Genomic DNA, 19,722 nt, shown 5'->3' on the forward strand with positions numbered 1-19,722 from the left:
TGTTTCATAAGGTCACTATTGATCTTTTGGAACACCTCCTTCTTTTCAAGTTAGAGAGGTGTATGATGAAATTTTTGTATGTTACCGACACACATATTCGTGGAACGACTCCAAAAAATCGCTTGGATGTTTATGTAGATACATTAAAAGAAAAGTTGGACGAGGTAATTGAGTTAGCAAACAAGGAAAAAGTGGATTTGATTTTGCATGGTGGAGATGTGTTTGATAGACCAGATTTATCCCCAAATGTTGTCGGTCAATTTGCGAAAATATTCATGAAAGCAAACATGCCGATCTATGTTGTTGCCGGAAACCATGATACATTTGGCCATAATCCCGAAACAATATCTCGAACCATGCTCGGATTAATGGATTCATTTGGTGTTATGACCGTTATAAATCCAACGAATCCAGTCTTGTTTGAAGAAGATGGTCTACGAATTCAAATTAGTGGACAACCTTACCATTATGATTTAGATCAACGTGATCCGAAGCTAGACTATTATCCAACCAATCAATTAGATGCTGATGTACTTATTCATATCGTCCATAGTATGCTTGTAGAAAAGGCATTACCAGAAGGCGTACCACATACGATTATTGATCACATTTGGGGTACAACAGCCGATATCATTTTAACTGGACATTTTCATGGAGGGTTCGGAATTAAAGAGCACAACGGGAAATATATTTGCAATCCTGGCGCACTATCTAGAGTTAATAACCACTGGTCAGAAATTAGTAGAATGCCAAAGGTTGTCATTGGTACGGTAACACCTGGTGGTGAGATATCATTAAGAGAGATAATTATAAAACGGGCACTCAAAGGGGAAGAGGTCCTCGATCGATCCTTTTTAGAAAAAGCTGTCCACCAAGAGGAAAAATTACATAGTTTCGTACAACAAGTAAAGGAATCGTCACAATTTAAATCTTTAAACATGAGTGATATCATTTTAGAAATTGCTTCCCTTAAAAATGTTCAAGAGAAAGTCAAACAAGAAGCTTTACGTAGAATGACGGTTATTGAGGAAGTATGGAAGGATGGAGAGTATGAATAACATCCGAGCGGTAAGACTGGAAAATTTTCAATCTCATCTAGATACATATGTTGAATTTACTAATGGTTTAAATGTAATTGTAGGTCAATCTGATAGTGGAAAAACAGCGATCTTAAGGGGAATCAGATGGGCATTGTATAATCAGCCACGAGGAACAGATTTCCTTCGTGTATCTGGTGATTTTGTTAGAGTAACCGTCACCTTTGAAAACGAAACGATTATTACTAGAGAACGAACTAGTTCTAAAAATCGCTATATTATTCAAAAAAAAGATGAGGAAGAACTTGTCCTTGAAGGCTTTGGCATTCATGTGCCAGAAGAAGTAATGCAAGCACATGGAATGGGACATATGCGAATTGATCAAGATCATGAGTTACTTATACACCTTTCGCAGCAATTAGACGGACCTTTTTTGTTAGAGCAGACGAGTTCAGTACGAGCAAAAGCACTCGGTAGAATAAGTGGAGCTCATTTTTTAGATATGGCAATTCGAGACACTACGAAAGATGTCTCACAGTTAAATGTAAGAATGAAACAGGAACAACAAAGCATAGATAGGTTAAAAGAAGGTCTAGTTCCATATGCGAATCTATCTCAATTGAAAATAAAATTAGAAGGTTCGCAAGAAAAAATGGATTATAGCAAGAGATTAGTTGAAAAAAAGCAGAAGCTTGAGCAAGTTAAGCAGAAGTGGAACCAGCTAAAAATAGAAGAACAGCAAACCTTAAAACAGTTTAATCTGGTTAAAGAAACGGATATATGGGAAAACAAAGTCATATCTTTGCAATTGATGTTTGACCGATTTATTGCGTATGAGCAGAAACGAAAGCGAAACGAAGAACTGATGAACGCAATTGTAGTTTGTAAGAAGTGGTTGGATAAAACAAAATACTCAGACAAGGCTCATAATCAATATATGCTAACAACTAGGAAAATTGAACTGTTAAATCAATATAAAACGAAGCTAGGCCATTGGAAAATAGTAGAACAATCCATGACGGAAACAAAGGAACGAATCAAGAAAACGGCTTTTCTAAACTCCAAAGATGTTCAATCATTGGGTCGGATCGTTGAGCAGAGCTCGAGAAAGAAGCAATTAAGTGAAGTAAAGGAGCAATTAGAGAAAAATTTAACCAAGCGCCAGCAGGTAAAGCGCATCTACAATCGATTACCTAACATCAAAGAGGTATTCAGTAAGCAAGAAGAAGTTGAAAAAAAATCGGATCGTTTGGCACGACTTCAATCATTACAGCTTGAATTACATGGATATCAAAAGAGAGTAGTAGAAGGAAAGCGATTCATTCAAAAGCAATCAAATGAGCAAGAGGTCGCAGAAAAAGAGCTGCAAAACCTTTTACTTGCTAATGGTACTTGTCCTACTTGTGGCCAAGAAATTTGCAAACATTAACATTAAAATAACGTACAAGGAGAGGTGATTTCATGTCAGTAGAAAAACAATTAGCTCAAATGAAACAAGCAATTGATAAAGCTAGAGATATGCGTTATCGAGCAGAAGCTAAATTAGAAGAATTAGAAAATCAAAAACAAAGATTGTTAGCTGAATTAGAAGAACTTGGTGTTAAGCCAGAAGACCTTGATCAAGAGATTCAGAAACTTGAACAAGAGATTGACCAATCGTTGAAAGAAGCCTGGGATTTGATTCCTAAGGAATTGATTGAAAATGAATAGAGAACTTAATCAAATAAAGCAGTTAGAACAACGTTTAAAACAAGCGCAAACTAAATGGATTAGGTTAGATGCTAAAAAAACACTACTAGAAGAACAATTAACAGAAAAAATGAAAGAACTAGATTCTTACTTTGAAACAATAGATACATATGAAAAAGCAAGAGTGCTTTTACAGCAGTCAGCCGAGTACGCAAGGGAACAAGCAAAACAACAGATCGAATCTCTTGTAACCAATGCCTTACAGTATGTCTTTGGGCCATTATTTTCATTTCAAATAGAATTAGAGGAACATGGGACAAAAGCTGTTGCAGAATTTTATGTCGTTTCTGAGTATGAAGGGGTGAAAGTAAAAACGAAACCTCAAGATTCCAGAGGAGGAGGGGTTGTTGATATTGTAACACTCGCTTTAAGAGTTGCTTTGATTGAAACCGTGCAACCTAGAAGAGAGGGCCCTCTTTTGTTAGATGAACCGGGAAAGCATGTATCAGGAGACTATGTTCTATACTTGTATGAGTTCCTAAAATCACTAAGTACGATGTTTAATCGACAAATCATTATGATCACTCATAATTATCATCTTGCACAGTCCGGTGATTTGTCTTATGAAGTTTCAATTAAAGACGGTGTAAGTGATGTTGCGAAAATTGACAACACTTGACATTGCCTAAAACGAGCTATAAAATTAAATGGAATGCGGTGAAGTTTTATGTCATATTTATTTTTTCCGCGATCAAATGTAATATGCGTTTGTTTTTAATAATGAATGAAAAGTATGACAAATTGAAACCAACAATTAGATAGCAAGAGGAGGTGAAAGAGTATGGAAATTTTGATCATCTCCATTTTGCTTGTTGTCTCTGCAGGTATTGGTGCAGTTGTTGGATATCTTGTTCGAAAATCCATTGCAGAAGCGAAAATTTCCAGTGCGGAACATGCAGCGAAACAAATTGTTGATGATGCGAAGCGTGAAGCTGAAGCGAGTAAAAAAGAAGCAGTCCTTGAGATGAAGGATGAGGCTCATAAGATTCGTACTGAAGCAGAACGCGAAGTTCGTGAACGAAGAAATGAGATTCAAAAACAAGAGAATCGTTTGGTTCAGAAAGAAGAGATTCTAGATCGGAAGAGTGAAACCTTAGATAAGAAGGAAGAGTCTTTGGATAGAAGAGAGGAATCTCTCACCAAAAAACAACGACAAATTGAAGAGATGGATAGCAAAGTGGAGGAAATCTTGAACAAGCAGCAAGCTGAGCTTGAGCGTATTTCTGGATTTTCCCGCGAAGAAGCTCGTGAAACCATTCGCAGTGAGGTCGAACAAGAAATTGCTCATGAAACCGCTGTTATTGTAAAAGACCGAATGGCACAAGCTAAAGAAGAAGCTGATAAAAAGGCGAAAGAAGTCTTGTCTCTTGCGATTCAACGGTGCTCTGCTGACCACGTAGCAGAAACGACTGTTTCGGTTGTTACATTACCAAATGATGAGATGAAAGGAAGAATCATCGGTCGTGAAGGTCGTAATATTCGTGCATTAGAGACATTGACAGGAATTGATTTAATTATTGATGATACGCCTGAAGCAGTAATTCTTTCTGGTTTTGATCCGATTCGTCGTGAGATTGCCCGTACCGCTTTAGAGAAACTTGTTCAAGATGGGCGGATCCATCCTGCTCGAATCGAAGAAATGGTTGATAAGTCTCGTCGTGAAGTTGATGAAGCGATAAGAGAGTACGGGGAGCAAACGACGTTTGAGATGGGAATTCATGGATTGCATCCAGATTTAATTAAAATTCTTGGTCGTTTGAAATTTAGAACAAGTTATGGTCAAAATGTGTTAAAGCACTCAATGGAAGTTGCTCATTTAGCTGGGTTAATGGCTTCAGAATTAGGCGAAGATGTTAAGCTTGCAAAACGAGCAGGACTTCTTCACGATATCGGAAAAGCAATTGATCATGAAGTTGAAGGAAGCCATGTTGAAATTGGTGTAGAACTTGGAACGAAATATAAAGAACACCCAGTTGTCATTAACGCGATTGCCTCGCATCATGGTGATACAGAATCAACTTCTATTATTTCGACCCTTGTTGCTGCTGCTGATGCTTTATCAGCTGCTAGACCAGGTGCGCGAAGAGAAACACTTGAAACATACATTCGTCGTCTTGAGAAACTTGAAGAGATTTCAGAGTCCTTTGAAGGTGTTGAAAAAACGTATGCAATACAAGCTGGACGTGAAGTTCGAATAATGGTTCGTCCAGACGTTGTTGATGATACACTTGCGCATAAGCTTGCTCGTGATATTACAAAAAGAATTGAAAATGAATTGGATTACCCTGGACATATCCGTGTAACGGTCATTCGTGAAACACGAGCGGTTGAATATGCGAAATAAAGTGGCGATTGTCGCCACTTTATTTGTTTTTAACGGGGGTTTTCTGTAAACTTAGGGAACAGGTAATAGAGATTAAGTAGTTATTACATACGAAGTCGAACAGTCACAGATGTAAAAGTATATAAATTGAAGGAGTTATTATGAGAATTTTATTTATTGGTGATGTAGTTGGGTCGCCCGGCCGAAAGATGATCAAAGAGTATACAATGAAGCTAAAGCAAACGTACAAACCGACAATTACGATCATTAATGGTGAAAATGCTGCTTCAGGAAAAGGGATTACAGAGAAGATCTACAAAGGCTTTTTAGACGCTGGGGCCCAAGTTGTTACATTAGGAAATCATTCTTGGGATAATCGGGAAATTTTTGAATTTATTGATAGGGCTAAAGCATTAGTTCGACCAGCAAATTATCCAGCAGGTGTTCCGGGGAAAGGGTATACGTTTGTGAAAGTGAACGATATCGAAATTGCGGTTATAAATGCAATGGGACGGACATTTTTACCACCAATTGATTGTCCGTTTACAAAATTGGATGAGATTTTAGCCGAAATAAAGAATCGAACGCCCTATATCTTTGTTGACTTTCATGCAGAAGCAACTAGTGAAAAACAAGCGATGGGTTGGTATTTAGATGGACGAGTTTCTGCAGTTGTTGGTACCCATACACATGTGCAAACCGCAGACGAGCGTATCTTGCCAAAAGGTACAGCTTACTTGACTGATGTCGGAATGACAGGACCTTATGATGGAATCCTCGGAGTGGAAAAAGAACCTGTCCTTCATAAGTTCTTAACCAATTTACCAGTTCGATTTGAAGTAGCGGAAGGACGTGCCCAGTTAAGTGGTGTCGTAATTGATATTGATCGTAAGACAGGGCTTGCCCAATCCATTAAACGGATTCAAATTAATGATGATCACCCTTTTTATACGTAATCGTTAAAAAAATTTGATCTTTTAGGAATAAGGATAGATTTTCTGAAATAAGATGAATTAGATTCACATCTTGTACGATTAGCAAAAATTTGCTAGTTGCACTGTTGAAAGCATGAAGACGATTGTAATCATGGACAGCCCACTTTTCGCATAAAGAGGAGGTACAAGAAATGGAAGTCTTAAAAGTTTCAGCAAAATCTACTCCCAACTCTGTTGCTGGCGCCTTAGCCGGAGTCATTCGTGAACGGGGAGCAGCAGAAATTCAAGCAATTGGAGCAGGAGCGCTCAACCAATCAATAAAAGCGATTGCGATTGCCAGGGGCTTTGTTGCTCCAAGTGGAATTGATCTTGTTTGTATCCCGGCATTTACTGATATTCAAATAGAGGGAGAAGAACGAACAGCCATGAAAATAATCGTAGAGCCGAGATAATAACGGACGTCTGCTAAAAGAGGGATTTAGGATGAACTATGTGAAAAGGGGCCTTTAAGTCCCTTTTCACATAATAAAACATGAAACTTTTAACACGAAATCAGTGGTTAGTTGAAGCGTCAAAAAAGCAGTCTATAAAATAACTATTTGGTTGAATTTACTGAAATATAAACCACTTATCGTAGGCCCAGCTTGCTAGCATCACGATTAAAGCAAAGCCGATATTGATCCATCCAAAAAAGTGAGTAGTTTTCTGTTCTTTTTTTAAATGATCACGTTTGAAAATGTTGGCGTCGATCGTTAAAGCAGTTACTCCTGAAAACAAAAATAAAAAAACGGTTATGAATATAATTCCATCGGAGTGCACTGTGTTCAACCTCCATTACTCATATTTCATCCCAACACGTTTTATACTTGCCGTAACCTCTACGTCGACTGGGATGTCCTGATACATCTCACTCCATTTCTCTTTCGTTTGAATGTGTTGATTCCAATAAGCTCGATGCTTTGCACGAATACGCTCACCAAACCCGAAAATATCTGATTGATCATTTTGTGTTTTTTGAATTAATGTGATAAAGCTTTCTTTCCCCTTTTCTGCGATTATTTTTTCTATCTCATTTATTATATCTGTGTTTAACTCGAACTCTTCTCCAATCACTTCTTCGATCTCTCCATCTACATGAATGCGGATTTTAACAGCTGGAATACCATTACTGATTTCAGTTTTAATATTCGACCTTCGCTTTATAGCGTTAAACATGACTGTCGTATCATGTTCAGGTAGTGGGGCTAGTAGTGGATAACCACCTGGGTTAATTTCCATAATCGCCATATAACGGCCAATTTCAAGTGCTTTCGTTATCCCAACCAGCTTATTATCACGAAAATAAGCCATTCCTGAAATTTCGAGGTTCCCACCTTCTTTAATTGAAACATAAGGCAGGATTGGTTCTTGTCCTAAACTCGCGTTTTTAGTCCAAGCAACTCCAACGTAGTCTTCAGGAAATTTTCCGATGTTAATTGCCTCATCAATAGTTGAAACTAAATACAAAGCGGGGATCCTTTCTAAATCAGGATCAAGCTCCATATGTTTATCAGCCATTCCTTGTGACACAACCATCCATGCCGTTCTTCTTAATTGAGGATTTCTTTTAAGAAAGTCCCCAAATGCATGTAAACCACGCTTGGCGAACTCTTCACTTACAACCAAAACACGTAAGTGTCCCATGAACAAAGGGGGAGAGACTTTTTGCTCGAGGTTATACCAGGCATCAGCAATGGTTCGTCCTTTCACCTCGATAACTTTAACCGTTTCTTGTCCTGTTTGTCCTGTTTCCCCACCTGTTCCTAGTGGAAGGCTTCCTGGAATGCCAATTTGAACTGTGAGTCTTACCGGATTTTCTTCAGGAAACGGAGCATTTTCATCTTCATGTGTAACTTCAACATCTTTTTCTACCTCTTCGACTGCTGCTAGATCAAATGAGATTCCTAACACATTAGCTCTTCGTTCAATATCGGTATAATCCCAACAGCCACTCAAGAACATGAGTACAATAGGAATTAATGTACTAAGAAACACTTTAGCCACTTGAGTCTACACCCCTTTTAGCGTCCTGCTTTCCCCAAGTTTTGCGAATCCACGCTATGACCAGTAACAAACATGGATAAGCAAATGTAAGAACAAGCCCAATGATGCCAATGCTTTTAAATAGGTCATACACCTCTAGCACGTTACGAGGGAGGGCCGATAGTAAAAAAACAAATGGAAGGAGTAGGAATGAAAACATTTTGTGATCCTTAAAGCGAAATAATTGCTTTAGTGCATAAATACTAAGAAAGTAACTAGAAAAAAGAGTAGTATAGGCAGCTGTTACCCAAACGGCTAAAAAAGCAGCATCTAATCTTTGCAGTATTTGGCCAGGCAATGTCGAAACTCTTGTTAGCTCAAAAGTTGGCCAAATGATATTTCTAATCTCTTCTGATCCTAAAACAGCTACATTAGCAATTACGACCGTCAGATAAAGCCCAGTTGAGATAATAATTCCCCATGTAGCAGCTTTTAAAGCCTGTTGTGTTTCGCGCATTGCTGGAATGACGATGGTTAACACAAATGACATTTGAAACATCGCAGCAATTAAGAAGATTCCTAGTATAGGATTTGAAATCGTGTTGCCGATAATCGGCTCAAGATAAAGAAAATTAGCCTGCTGCAGAGAAACTATACCAATAAATAAAGCTGGGGCGAAAATCAAAGGGAAATAAAAATGGTGTATATAAGCAAAAGTCGTTAGATTATTACGCGCTGAAATAGCAACCAAAAAAAGCATAGCAAGCACCATCACCTCTAGAGGTGTTTCACGCAAAACCGTTGTTTTCACAACATCACCAAATTCACGAGTGCTAAGGGCAGTGAAAATAAGAAAAAAACAAATAATTACTATTGTAAAAAAGCGAGCTACCCATTTGCCAATAATTTCTTCACTATATTGAAAAATGGATTTCCCTGAAAAATTTTTTCCGAGTTGACATATAACCCAAACAGCTAAATAGGCAACAAGAGATCCGAATAGAACGAGTAGAGGAGCACCGGTATCTGCAGATTCAACCGCTCTTCTAGCAACGGTTAGCAAACCAGTACCGACAATAGAACTAGCGATGATGATCGCTGTTTGAATCGCTGTTATTTTTTTCGGAAACTCCATTTGTCTTATCCCACCTTTTATAGCCTGCTTGTAAATCTAATGGATTGCTCTGTTCTTGGTTAAACTCGGCTTCAGCATTATCGCCTAGACGATTTTGATTTTTCGGATGAAACTGCCCGGGTCTTTTTGGCATCTTCCAAAGGGGCATCCGAATAAGTGTATCTTTCATTCCTTGAAAATCCCCTGGTACGATAGGTGTCAAGTAAGGAACACCAAATGATTTTAAAGAAAGGATGTGGTTCATAATTAAAATGAACCCAAACATCAAGCCTATTAAGCCAAATAGACCGGATATAATAATTAATGGAAAACGAAGCATTCGAAAGGCAATTGCTGCGTTATAAGCAGGTGTAGCAAATGAACCAATTGTTGTTAAAGCAATAACAACAACCGTAATTGGGTTAACAAACCCAGCTTCTACTGCCGCCTGCCCGATAACAAGAACCCCTACAATTGAAAGCGCTCCACCAACTTGTTGTGGCAATCGAACCGTTGCTTCTCTAAGCACTTCCATCGCAATTTCCATAAATAATACTTCGATCACAGTTGGAAACGGAACGCCGGCTCGTCCACTCGCTACAGCCACTGCGAAGTCGGTTGGAATTAATTCAGGATTAAACGCAATGATGGCAACGTAAAAGGCAGGGAAAAATAATGCGAACGTTAACGCTAAAACACGCAGTAACCGCAGTAAACTTCCCATTAAAAAACGTTCAGTATAATCCTCGATCGTTTGAAAAAATTGTGCAAAAACGGCAGGTGCAATCAATGCAAAAGGTGAACCGTCCACAACAAGAACGACCTTCCCCTCTAACATGGCCGACACTGCCTTATCAGGCCGTTCGGTATTTTGAATTTGAGGAAAAGGAGACATGTGACTGTCTTCGATAAACTGCTCAAGATATCCGGAATCTTGTATCGTATCAATATCAATTGCAGCAACGCGATCCTTCACTTCTTCAACGAGTTTCGGGTTAGCGACACCTTCAACGTAACAAACGGCAACTTTAGTGCTCGACATGCGCCCGACTTTCATTGTTTTGATACGAAAGTCTGTTGTTTGCAGCCGGTAACGCAATAGTGCGAGATTAGACGACAATTGCTCGATGAAACCTTCGCGAGGTCCACGAATAGCTCGCTCTGTATCAGGGTTATCAATCGAACGTTTATCAACATTTCGTGCCCCTATTTGAAAGCCTTCGTCTAATCCGTCTATTAATACGATCGAATTACCCTCCATCAGTGATTGCAACAGGGTAGAGATATCGGCTACCAGTGATGCATCTGCATGAAAGAGAGATTCATTTAACAACACTTCTTTTAAATCTGCTTCTTTTATGTTCTTAAGCTCTAAATGTCTAGGCGGGTACATAAAAGACTTTAATATGTCTTGAACATCGTCTTTGCCGTTAAAATAGTCAAAATAAACAAGGGCAGCTTGGCTTCTTCCGAAAACACGAAAACGCCTAATCACCATATCATCGTTTTCTCCAAGCAATTGGTTGAGTAATCCGATTGCTTGTTCTAAATCTGTATTAATTCGCTCGTTTTTAAATTTCTCCAGTACTTGATCAGGAGGGGGACTGGTAGTACGTTTTTTGATTTTTCTATTCTTAATTGTTCTTCGCTTATGTTTAATAACCGCAACCTCCCATAAATACTTTCTTTGGAAAGTGAGTGATCGTTGTTCCTATTTGTTGGGTAGTTTGTCACAAAGAGGGGGGAATATTCTTTCCGTAAGAAATATTTTAATTGCAGGAAGTACGTCACTGAAACGAAGTCTTTGATTAATCGAGGTACTTATTTATAAAAAGGCCTTGCTTTTTTACGAAAGAAGGACTATTATTGAAACGTTTAAAATATTTAATAAGTTTTATTAGATTATTGAATAAATAATTTCTAGTAATCTACTCGGGAATATGCTAAGATGATACTAATTTTTACTACGTGTTTTCTAGTCTAATAGACAAACAAGGGGTGTAGAGTTGTGAGAGAGCAGTTATCTTGGAAAGTTGGCGGTCAGCAAGGTGAGGGAATTGAAAGTACAGGTGAGATTTTTGCATCTGCGTTAAATCGACAAGGGTATTACTTATATGGTTATCGTCATTTCTCATCGCGTATTAAAGGTGGGCATACAAATAACAAGATTCGTGTGAGTACGAAACCATTAAATTCTATTTCTGATGATCTAAATATTCTAGTGGCTTTTGACCAAGAAACAATTGATGTTAATATTCATGAGTTACGCGAAGACGGTATTGTAATAGCCGATGCTAAGTTTAAGCCAGTCGTAACGGAAGGATATGATGTACGTTTGTTCGTGGTTCCATTTACAGAAATTGCAACTGAACTGGGAACATCTTTAATGAAGAACATGGTTGCTGTTGGAGCTTCAAGTGCCATTCTCGGATTTTCTACAGAGTCGTATCAAGATGTAGTAGAGGATCTATTTTTGAAAAAAGGTGCATCCGTCGTTGAAAAGAATATGGAGGCAATTCGAGCAGGAGCAGCTTATTTCCGTAAAGAAGCTGCTGGGAACATTCCTGATCTACAATTAGCTCCAGCTGACGGTAAGAAGAGAATGTTTATGATTGGAAATGATGCAATTGGTATGGGAGCAATCGCTGCTGGTAGTCGTTTTATGGCTGCATACCCAATTACACCAGCATCTGAAATTATGGAATACATGATTGACAAACTTCCGGCTTTCGGTGGTACTGTCATTCAAACAGAGGATGAAATTGCTGCTTGTACAATGGCAATTGGTGCCAATTACGCGGGGGTACGTTCGTTTACAGCTTCGGCTGGTCCTGGTTTATCACTAATGGCTGAGGCAATTGGCCTATCTGGTATGACAGAACAACCACTCGTTATCATGGATACACAACGAGGTGGTCCTAGTACTGGACTTCCAACAAAACAAGAGCAATCTGACTTAATGGCAATGATTTATAGTACGCATGGTGATATTCCTAAAATAGTTATTGCACCAAGTACAGTGGAAGAAGCATTCTATGATACAGTTGAAGCTTTTAATCTAGCAGAAGAATTTCAGTGTCCTGTTATTTTAGTAACAGATTTAGCGTTGTCTCTTGGTAAGCAAACGGTAGAACCATTGGATTATAGCAAGGTAGAAATTCGCCGTGGTGCGCTACAGTTAGATGGAGAAATTCCTGAAAGAGAAAACAAAGCATATTACAAGCGTTATGAAGTAACTGAGTCTGGTGTTTCAAATCGTGTTATTCCAGGTATGAAGAATGGAATCCACCACGTAACAGGCGTTGAACATGATGAAACTGGTAAACCATCTGAAAGCCCAGAAAATCGTAAAAATCAAATGGATAAGCGCCTTCGTAAGGTAGCTAATTTACCAAAACAATTTAAAGATCCACTATATGTGCATGCAGAACATCAAGAAGCAGATTTACTTGTTATCGGTGTCAACTCTACTCGTGGTACAATTGAAGAAGCGATGCCAAGACTTGAAGCAGATGGAGTTAAAGTAAATCACGCGCATATTCGTTTGTTGCATCCGTTCCCAACAGATGAATTAAAGCCACTTATCGATCGTGCTAAGAAAGTTGTTGTAATCGAGAACAATGCAACTGCACAATTAGCAAATATTATTAAAATGAATATCGGCAATGTTGAGATTGAAAATGTTCTAAAATACGACGGAAATCCGTTTTTACCTGGCGAATTACATGAAACATGTAAGGGACTAATTGAAGTAAGCAAGGAGTTGGTTTAAATGGCAACATTTAAAGATTTTAGAAATAATGTAAAGCCAAACTGGTGTCCTGGTTGTGGCGATTTCTCAGTACAAGCAGCGATTCAACGTGCTGCAGGAAATGTTGGTTTAGAGCCAGATGACCTTGCTGTTATTTCAGGCATTGGATGTTCAGGTCGTATTTCAGGCTATATTAATTCGTATGGTTTCCACGGTGTTCATGGACGCTCTCTACCAATTGCTCAAGGTGTCAAAATGGCAAACCGTGATTTAACAGTTATCGCGTCTGGTGGTGACGGTGATGGTTTTGCTATTGGGATGGGACATACCATTCACGCGATTCGCCGTAACATTGATGTAACATACATTGTTATGGATAACCAAATTTACGGACTGACTAAAGGACAAACTTCTCCTCGAAGTGATGCGGGATTTGTCACAAAGAGTACTCCAGAAGGTTCGATTGAACCAGCAATGAATGTAATGGAAATGGCGTTAACAGCTGGTGCGACTTTCGTTGCTCAAAGTTTCTCTAGTGATTTAAAAGAGTTAACATCCTTAATTGAACAAGGCATTAATCATAAAGGGTTTTCTTTAATTAACGTCTTTAGTCCATGTGTTACGTTCAATAAAGTCAACACATATGACTGGTTTAAAGAAAACATTACAAAACTTTCAGATGTTGAAGAATATGATCCGGCCAATCGTATGACTGCAATGCAAACATTAATGGAACATAATGGTCTTGTAACTGGACTGATTTATCAAAACGCGAAACAAAAATCATACCAAGAGTTAATTCCATCTTATGATGAGAAACCACTCTCAAGTCATGATTTAAAGCTAGATGAAACAAAATTCAATGAATTAATGGCAGAATATATGTAAGAGCAAAATGACAAAAGGTTGATCTTGGCCTTTTGCTCATTTGCTAAAAAAATCGATGCTCATAAAAAGAGCATCGATTTTTTGCTTTTTTCTGTTAGACTGAAGATGTAAAAAGATAGACAAACAAGATTGATTGAGTTTCTTTAAAGTTCCACGTATAATGTATAAAGGAATCTACACAAAAAAATCGCTCACAATTTGTGAGCTTTCTATTTGTTTACATGTAAGTTTGATGGAAGGAGAATTTGAAATGAACGAAGATCAACGTCTAGGACGTTTAGGGAATACAAACGAACCACTAAAGAACGAAAAAAACAATAAAGATTATAGTAAATACTTTGACTTTTCTAATGCGAAGGTCGTTTCAGAAGAAGAAAACAAAAAGGTCATTCGTATCGAGGGCCGTGATATTTCTATTTACGACCAACCTGACTATAAACAAGGTAAACGTCGTGGAAAAGAAGATGTACAAGTAATACGTCCAGAAAGCTTAATTCCAGAAGAGTTGAAAGGAATAGGTAATGGGAAAAAATACTTGATTCGCACGTATGGCTGTCAAATGAATACACACGATTCAGAAAATATGGCTGGATTATTACTTGAAATGGGTTTTGAGGCAACGGAAGAAACAAACGAGGCGGATGTCATTTTATTAAACACTTGTGCGATTCGCGAAAATGCTGAAAACAAAGTGTTCGGTGAGATTGGAAACTTAAAACCGTTGAAATTAGAGCGCCCAGAACTGATCGTGGGTGTATGTGGTTGTATGTCTCAAGAGGAAACAGTGGTAAATCGTATTATGCAAAAGCATAATCATATTGATCTTATTTTCGGAACTCATAATATTCATCGCCTACCTGAGTTATTAAGAAATGCGATTTACGGTAAAGAAATGGTTGTAGAAGTTTGGTCAAAAGAAGGCGATATAGTAGAAAACATGCCACGTGCTCGTCAAGGGAAAACACAGGCATGGGTGAATATTATGTATGGGTGTGATAAGTTCTGTACGTATTGTATCGTCCCTTATACGCGTGGGAAAGAGCGAAGTCGTCTTCCTGAGGATATTATTGCTGAAGTACGTGATTTAGCAAGACAAGGCTATAAAGAAATTACGTTGCTTGGTCAAAATGTCAATGCATATGGTAAAGACCTTGAAGGAATGAAATATGGTCTTGGTGACTTAATGGATGAAATCCATAAAATTGATATTCCACGTGTTCGCTTTACAACGAGTCATCCGAGAGACTTTGATGATCATTTAATCTCTGTTCTTTCTAAAGGTGGAAACTTAGTAGAACATATTCATTTGCCAGTGCAACATGGTAATTCTGATATTCTAAAACTAATGGCTCGAAAATATACTCGTGAGCAGTATATAGAGCTGGCGCATAAGATTAAAATGGCGATTCCAAATGCATCTTTTACAACGGACTTAATTGTTGGTTTTCCAAATGAAACGGAAGAGCAATTTGAAGAGACACTTTCACTTGTGCGAGAGATTGAGTTTGATAGTGCCTTCACTTATATTTATTCTCCTCGTGAAGGTACGCCAGCAGCAAAAATGAAAGACAATGTCCCAATGGAAGTAAAACGAGAACGTTTAGGTCGTTTGAATGCAGTAGTAAATGAAATTTCAGCAAAGAAAAACCTAGACTATCAAGATCGAATAGTTGAAGTTCTGGTTGAAGGTGAAAGTAAGAAAGATCCAGAAGTACTTGCAGGTCGTACAAGAACGAACCGATTAGTAAACTTTAAAGCTCCTAAATCGGTTATTGGTGAAATTGTTCATGTAAAGGTTACAGAAGCAAAAACATGGTCTTTAAATGGAGAAATGGTTGAGATGGCGGAGGTAAATAACTAATGACAACAACATATACAAGAGAAGATATCCGTTTAAAAGCGAAAGAATTAGCAAAAATGATGGCTGATACTGAGGAAGTTGAGTTCTTTAAGCGTGCCGAAAAACAAATAAATGAACATCTTAGAGTGCAAGAGATTATTTCTCAAATTAAAAAGTTTCAGAAAGAAGCAGTGAACCTTCAACATTACGGGAAAAGAGAAGCGCTAAAAGAAGTGGAAGCAAAAATCGATGCATTGCATGAAGAAATCGACTCGATCCCTCTTGTTCAAGAATTTAAATCAAGTCAAATTGAGGTCAATGAACTATTGCAAATGGTCTCTAATACGATCTCAAAATCGGTTACAGAAGAGATTATCACATCAATGGGTGGAGATGTATTAAAAGGTACAACGACAAAAAATCCATATTTTGATGGTGGTTGTCAGTAATACGATCATTCATTACAAAATAAGGCAGAAGGAGGCTCTTTTGAGTTGCTTTCTGTCTTTTTATTTTTACTAAGAATCTAAAATACTTTTAACATTCATGTACTAAACTTAGTAACCTCATCATATTGTTGTACAGATAACACTTTGCTATCATCATCTATTTTTTTCGCACATTGGTTATTCGCCCTGCATAGGATGAAAGTGAAGCATTTGGCGGAGCGAATTAGGCAAGATGAGCCGACACGAGCGACCGACAACTCGATTTGATATGAGAAAGAGGAGGGTTTTGTTTCATGTCTCAAAACTTTAACTATCGTGAAATTATTACGAAAGCGGTATGTGGAAAAGGTCGTAAGTTTTCAGAAGCAACACATACGATTAGCCCTTCACACAGACCGTCAAGCATTTTAGGCTGCTGGATTATTAATCATAAGTACTCAGCTGAAAAAAAAGGCGACTCTGTAGTGGTTCAAGGCAGTTATGATATTAACTGTTGGTTTTCGTATAATAAAAATACGAAAACAGATGTTGCAACGCAAACAGTTACTTACACTGATTCCATCCCACTATCAATGCAGGATGAGAATGTTTTATCCGAAGAAATGGATGTAATTGCTCGTGCCATTCAACAACCCAACACACTTGAAGCAACGGTATCTGAAAATGGAGCTAATGTTGATGTTCAAGTAGAGCGCGAGTTTATAGTCGAGTGTATTGGCGAGACGAAAGTGGCTGTAGCGGTAAATCCTGATGGCATTATAGAAGATTTCCCGGCTGCAGACGCTACAGATGATGTTAGTGATGAGGAATATGAACGTCTTGATCCAAATTTCCTTCATAGTGAATTTGATAAATAAGACGGAGGAGCAAGCTAAACGGGGGCTTGCTCCATTTTTATGTTGGAAAGTGATAACCCTAACCTGTTGTAAACAGTAAATGTCTCCCTAATGCGAGAATGCGAGACCATATGATATAATAAACCGTATTAATAATGTACGGTGGAGGACGATCATGGCACAAATAACCCCTATGATGAAACAATACTTAGACATAAAGGCACAACATAAAGATGCCTTTTTATTTTTTCGTCTTGGCGATTTTTATGAATTGTTTTATGAAGATGCAAAGCTTGCAGCTCAAGAGTTAGAAATAACGTTAACAGGACGTGGTCAAGGAGAAGAACGGATCCCGATGTGTGGAGTTCCTTATCATTCTGCTGACCAATACATGTCTCGATTAGTTGAAAAAGGATATAAGATTGCCTTGTGTGAGCAAGTAGAGGACCCGAAAGAGGCAAAAGGTGTTGTCAAACGAGAAGTTGTGAAACTGCTCACGCCAGGCACGATGATGAACGGGAATGTTATAAAAGAAAAAGAAAATAATTATTTAGTGGCATTAACTCATTTTGATGATAAAACGTTCGGCGTAGCCAGAGCTGATTTAACAACTGGAGAATGTGCCGCGACAGTAATTGGTGATGAGATTGAAGATGTAATTCATGATATCGCTAGCTCTGGAGCGAAAGAACTTGTTGTCGCATCAGATCTCGATGGGGCGATTATCCAACGAATCAAAGAGAAGCAACCTGTAACAGTATCTTATGAAGATGAGGTTGTATTGGTTCAAGACTACCAACATCTCTGTAGAGAACTAAAATCTGATAAATTAATCGTTAGTTTTGCTAGGCTGCTACAATATTTAGTGAGAACCCAAAAGCGTTCATTAAATCACTTACAAAAGGTCACTGTTTACGAATCGGACTCCTTTATGAAAATGGATACCCATACGAAACGCAATCTTGAATTAACAGAATCGTTAAGAGAGAAGAAAAAGGCAGGATCTTTGCTCTCGATCGTCGATCAAACTGTAACTGCAATGGGTGGAAGGCTATTAAAAAATTGGCTTGAAAGACCTTTAATTCATCAAAACATGATTGAAGAACGTTTAAATTTAGTAACTGCTTTTCTTGAGTCGTATTTTGAGCGTGAAGAGCTACGAGATGAATTACGTCATGTATATGATCTTGAAAGACTTGCAGGTAGAATTGCTTACGGAAGCGTCAATGCACGTGAGCTTGTCCAGTTAAAACGTTCCCTTGAAAAGATGCCATTTATTAAGGAGCTTATAGAGAAAATGGCTCCAGGTTCAGTTGAACGTTGGTTTAGGAAAGGAACACAAGCACAAGAACTCATTGAGTTACTTGATAAAAGCTTAGTCGATGATCCACCTATTTCAGTTACAGATGGTGGGATGATTCGATCAGGTTTTCACGGGGAACTAGATACGTACCGTGATGCTAGTAAAAATGGGAAGCAATGGATTGCAGAGCTTGAGCAAAAAGAAAGGCAAGAAACAGGGATCAAATCACTCAAAATTGGCTTTAATAAAGTTTTTGGCTATTACATTGAGGTGACTAGGGCTAACCTTCATTTGTTACCTGAAGGGCGATATGAACGTAAACAGACGTTAACAAATGCTGAACGGTATATTACACCTGAACTAAAGGAAAAAGAATCCTTGATCCTAGAAGCAGAAGAGAAAATGGAACAGTTGGAGTATGATTTATTTGCTGGTGTAAGAGAAGAAGCCAAAGAATATTTAGAGTCGATTCAAGCCCTAGCTCATTCAATTAGTGAAATTGACGTTTTAGCAGGATTTGCGACTGTAAGTGAAAAGCGACACTATGTGAAACCAACTTTCTCAAAGAAACGAGAAATTTCAATTGTAGATGGACGTCATCCAGTTGTTGAGACCGTGATTGAAAAAGGGCAATATGTTGCCAATGATGTTCATATGAAGAAGGGTCGTGAAATGCTATTGATCACTGGTCCGAATATGGCCGGAAAAAGCACGTATATGCGTCAACTTGCACTGCTTGCAGTCATGGCTCAAATTGGTTGTTACGTTCCAGCAACGTCTTGTGAACTACCAATCTTTGATCAAGTTTTTACGAGAATCGGTGCAGCTGATGATCTAGCAAGTGGACAGAGTACTTTTATGGTAGAAATGCTTGAAACTCGCTATGCGTTAACAAAGGCAACACAAAATAGCTTAATCTTACTTGATGAAATTGGACGGGGTACTTCTACGTATGATGGGATGGCTTTAGCACAAGCAATTATTGAATACATTCATGATACCGTTCGTGCAAAAACACTTTTTTCTACTCATTATCATGAGTTAACACAGTTAGATAAAATGTTAGCAGATTTGCAAAATGTGCATGTGTCTGCAATTGAAGAGGATGGAAATGTTGTGTTCTTACATAAAGTTGTCGATGGACAAGCTGATCGGAGCTATGGCATTTATGTAGCAGAACTAGCTGAGCTCCCTGTTCAAGTAACGGAAAGAGCAGAGACGTTATTAAAGCAGTTTGAAAAGGGTGCGAAATCTTCCATTCAACCAATGCCTATCGATGAGCCGAAACCTGAAGAGCAATTATCTTTATTCAAAGAGGAAGTGGCATTACAAGAAGAGAAGAAAGCTCAAGTGACAGTTTCAGGACAAGAAGAGAAAGTGCTAAAGAAATTAATGAAAAAAGATGTGCTTCATATTACGCCATTTGAAGCCATTCAATTTATAAATGAGTTGCAACGTTTATTAAAATAATGGAG

The 19,722-nt window shown here is 38.2% G+C and carries 17 protein-coding genes; 13 read left to right on the top strand and 4 right to left on the bottom strand.

The window, feature by feature from the left end:
- Window positions 1–65: 65 nt before the first annotated feature.
- The 7 genes from AC1FXZ_RS04280 (at window position 66) to AC1FXZ_RS04310 (ending at window position 6,496) form a co-directional block, all read left to right on the top strand.
- A complete protein-coding gene (locus AC1FXZ_RS04280; protein ID WP_480051326.1) occupies window positions 66–1,058 on the top strand; it encodes a metallophosphoesterase family protein in 993 nt (330 codons plus the stop codon).
- Window positions 1,051–2,466: an AAA family ATPase gene (locus tag AC1FXZ_RS04285; RefSeq protein WP_480051328.1), complete on the top strand. Its 1,416-nt coding sequence runs from the start codon at window positions 1,051–1,053 to the stop codon at window positions 2,464–2,466. The genes AC1FXZ_RS04280 and AC1FXZ_RS04285 overlap by 8 nt, the downstream gene beginning before the upstream one ends.
- A 32-nt stretch (window positions 2,467–2,498) precedes the next feature.
- A complete protein-coding gene (locus tag AC1FXZ_RS04290) occupies window positions 2,499–2,747 on the top strand; it encodes a hypothetical protein (RefSeq protein ID WP_480051329.1) in 249 nt (82 codons plus the stop codon).
- Window positions 2,740–3,405 carry an OLD family protein gene (locus tag AC1FXZ_RS04295; protein ID WP_480051331.1) on the top strand — a complete coding sequence of 222 codons (666 nt, stop codon included), beginning with the start codon at window positions 2,740–2,742 and terminating at the stop codon, window positions 3,403–3,405. Before AC1FXZ_RS04290 ends, AC1FXZ_RS04295 begins: the two co-directional genes overlap by 8 nt.
- Before the next feature lie 162 nt (window positions 3,406–3,567).
- Window positions 3,568–5,130 (top strand): ribonuclease Y, encoded by a 1,563-nt coding sequence (rny, locus tag AC1FXZ_RS04300; RefSeq protein WP_480051333.1) that lies wholly within the window; start codon window positions 3,568–3,570, stop codon window positions 5,128–5,130.
- 140 nt (window positions 5,131–5,270) lie between these two features.
- A complete protein-coding gene (locus AC1FXZ_RS04305) occupies window positions 5,271–6,065 on the top strand; it encodes a TIGR00282 family metallophosphoesterase (protein ID WP_480051335.1) in 795 nt (264 codons plus the stop codon).
- A 170-nt stretch (window positions 6,066–6,235) separates the two neighbouring features.
- The gene (locus AC1FXZ_RS04310) at window positions 6,236–6,496 is read left to right on the top strand and encodes a stage V sporulation protein S (protein ID WP_034632153.1); all 261 of its coding nucleotides are present in this window, start codon (window positions 6,236–6,238) and stop codon (window positions 6,494–6,496) included.
- 157 nt (window positions 6,497–6,653) lie between these two features.
- On the opposite strand, the gene AC1FXZ_RS04315 is transcribed toward AC1FXZ_RS04310, so the two are convergent.
- The 4 genes from AC1FXZ_RS04315 to AC1FXZ_RS04330 are packed head-to-tail and all read right to left on the bottom strand — an operon-like array spanning window position 6,654 to window position 10,819.
- A complete protein-coding gene (locus tag AC1FXZ_RS04315; protein WP_480051337.1) occupies window positions 6,654–6,863 on the bottom strand; it encodes a CLC_0170 family protein in 210 nt (69 codons plus the stop codon).
- A gap of 15 nt (window positions 6,864–6,878) precedes the next feature.
- Window positions 6,879–8,087 carry a Ger(x)C family spore germination protein gene (locus AC1FXZ_RS04320; protein ID WP_480051339.1) on the bottom strand — a complete coding sequence of 403 codons (1,209 nt, stop codon included), beginning with the start codon at window positions 8,085–8,087 and terminating at the stop codon, window positions 6,879–6,881.
- The gene (locus AC1FXZ_RS04325) at window positions 8,080–9,201 is read right to left on the bottom strand and encodes a GerAB/ArcD/ProY family transporter (protein WP_480051341.1); all 1,122 of its coding nucleotides are present in this window, start codon (window positions 9,199–9,201) and stop codon (window positions 8,080–8,082) included. The genes AC1FXZ_RS04320 and AC1FXZ_RS04325 overlap by 8 nt, the downstream gene beginning before the upstream one ends.
- Window positions 9,149–10,819, bottom strand: a complete 1,671-nt coding sequence (locus AC1FXZ_RS04330; RefSeq protein ID WP_480051525.1) for a spore germination protein — start codon at window positions 10,817–10,819, stop codon at window positions 9,149–9,151. Before AC1FXZ_RS04330 ends, AC1FXZ_RS04325 begins: the two co-directional genes overlap by 53 nt.
- Before the next feature lie 369 nt (window positions 10,820–11,188).
- On the opposite strand from AC1FXZ_RS04330, the gene AC1FXZ_RS04335 reads away from it, so the two are divergent.
- The 6 genes from AC1FXZ_RS04335 to mutS all read left to right on the top strand — a co-directional run bounded on the left by AC1FXZ_RS04335 (window position 11,189) and on the right by mutS (window position 19,717).
- Complete coding sequence (locus tag AC1FXZ_RS04335) at window positions 11,189–12,952, top strand: 2-oxoacid:acceptor oxidoreductase subunit alpha (RefSeq protein ID WP_480051343.1); 1,764 nt, start codon at window positions 11,189–11,191, stop codon at window positions 12,950–12,952.
- Window positions 12,953–13,819: a 2-oxoacid:ferredoxin oxidoreductase subunit beta gene (locus AC1FXZ_RS04340; protein WP_480051345.1), complete on the top strand. Its 867-nt coding sequence runs from the start codon at window positions 12,953–12,955 to the stop codon at window positions 13,817–13,819.
- 250 nt (window positions 13,820–14,069) lie between these two features.
- Entirely contained in the window at window positions 14,070–15,680 is a 1,611-nt protein-coding gene (gene miaB, locus AC1FXZ_RS04345; protein WP_480051347.1) for a tRNA (N6-isopentenyl adenosine(37)-C2)-methylthiotransferase MiaB, read from the top strand.
- On the top strand, window positions 15,680–16,108 hold the full coding sequence (locus tag AC1FXZ_RS04350) for a YlbF/YmcA family competence regulator (protein WP_480051349.1): 429 nt from the start codon (window positions 15,680–15,682) through the stop codon (window positions 16,106–16,108). The genes miaB and AC1FXZ_RS04350 overlap by 1 nt, the downstream gene beginning before the upstream one ends.
- Window positions 16,109–16,401: 293 nt before the next feature.
- Window positions 16,402–16,965, top strand: a complete 564-nt coding sequence (locus AC1FXZ_RS04355; RefSeq protein WP_480051351.1) for an outer spore coat protein CotE — start codon at window positions 16,402–16,404, stop codon at window positions 16,963–16,965.
- 154 nt (window positions 16,966–17,119) lie between these two features.
- A complete protein-coding gene (gene mutS, locus AC1FXZ_RS04360) occupies window positions 17,120–19,717 on the top strand; it encodes a DNA mismatch repair protein MutS (protein WP_480051353.1) in 2,598 nt (865 codons plus the stop codon).
- The last annotated feature ends 5 nt before the right edge of the window (window positions 19,718–19,722 follow it).

The sequence above is a fragment of the Halalkalibacter sp. HAAS-P014 genome (assembly GCF_056619965.1).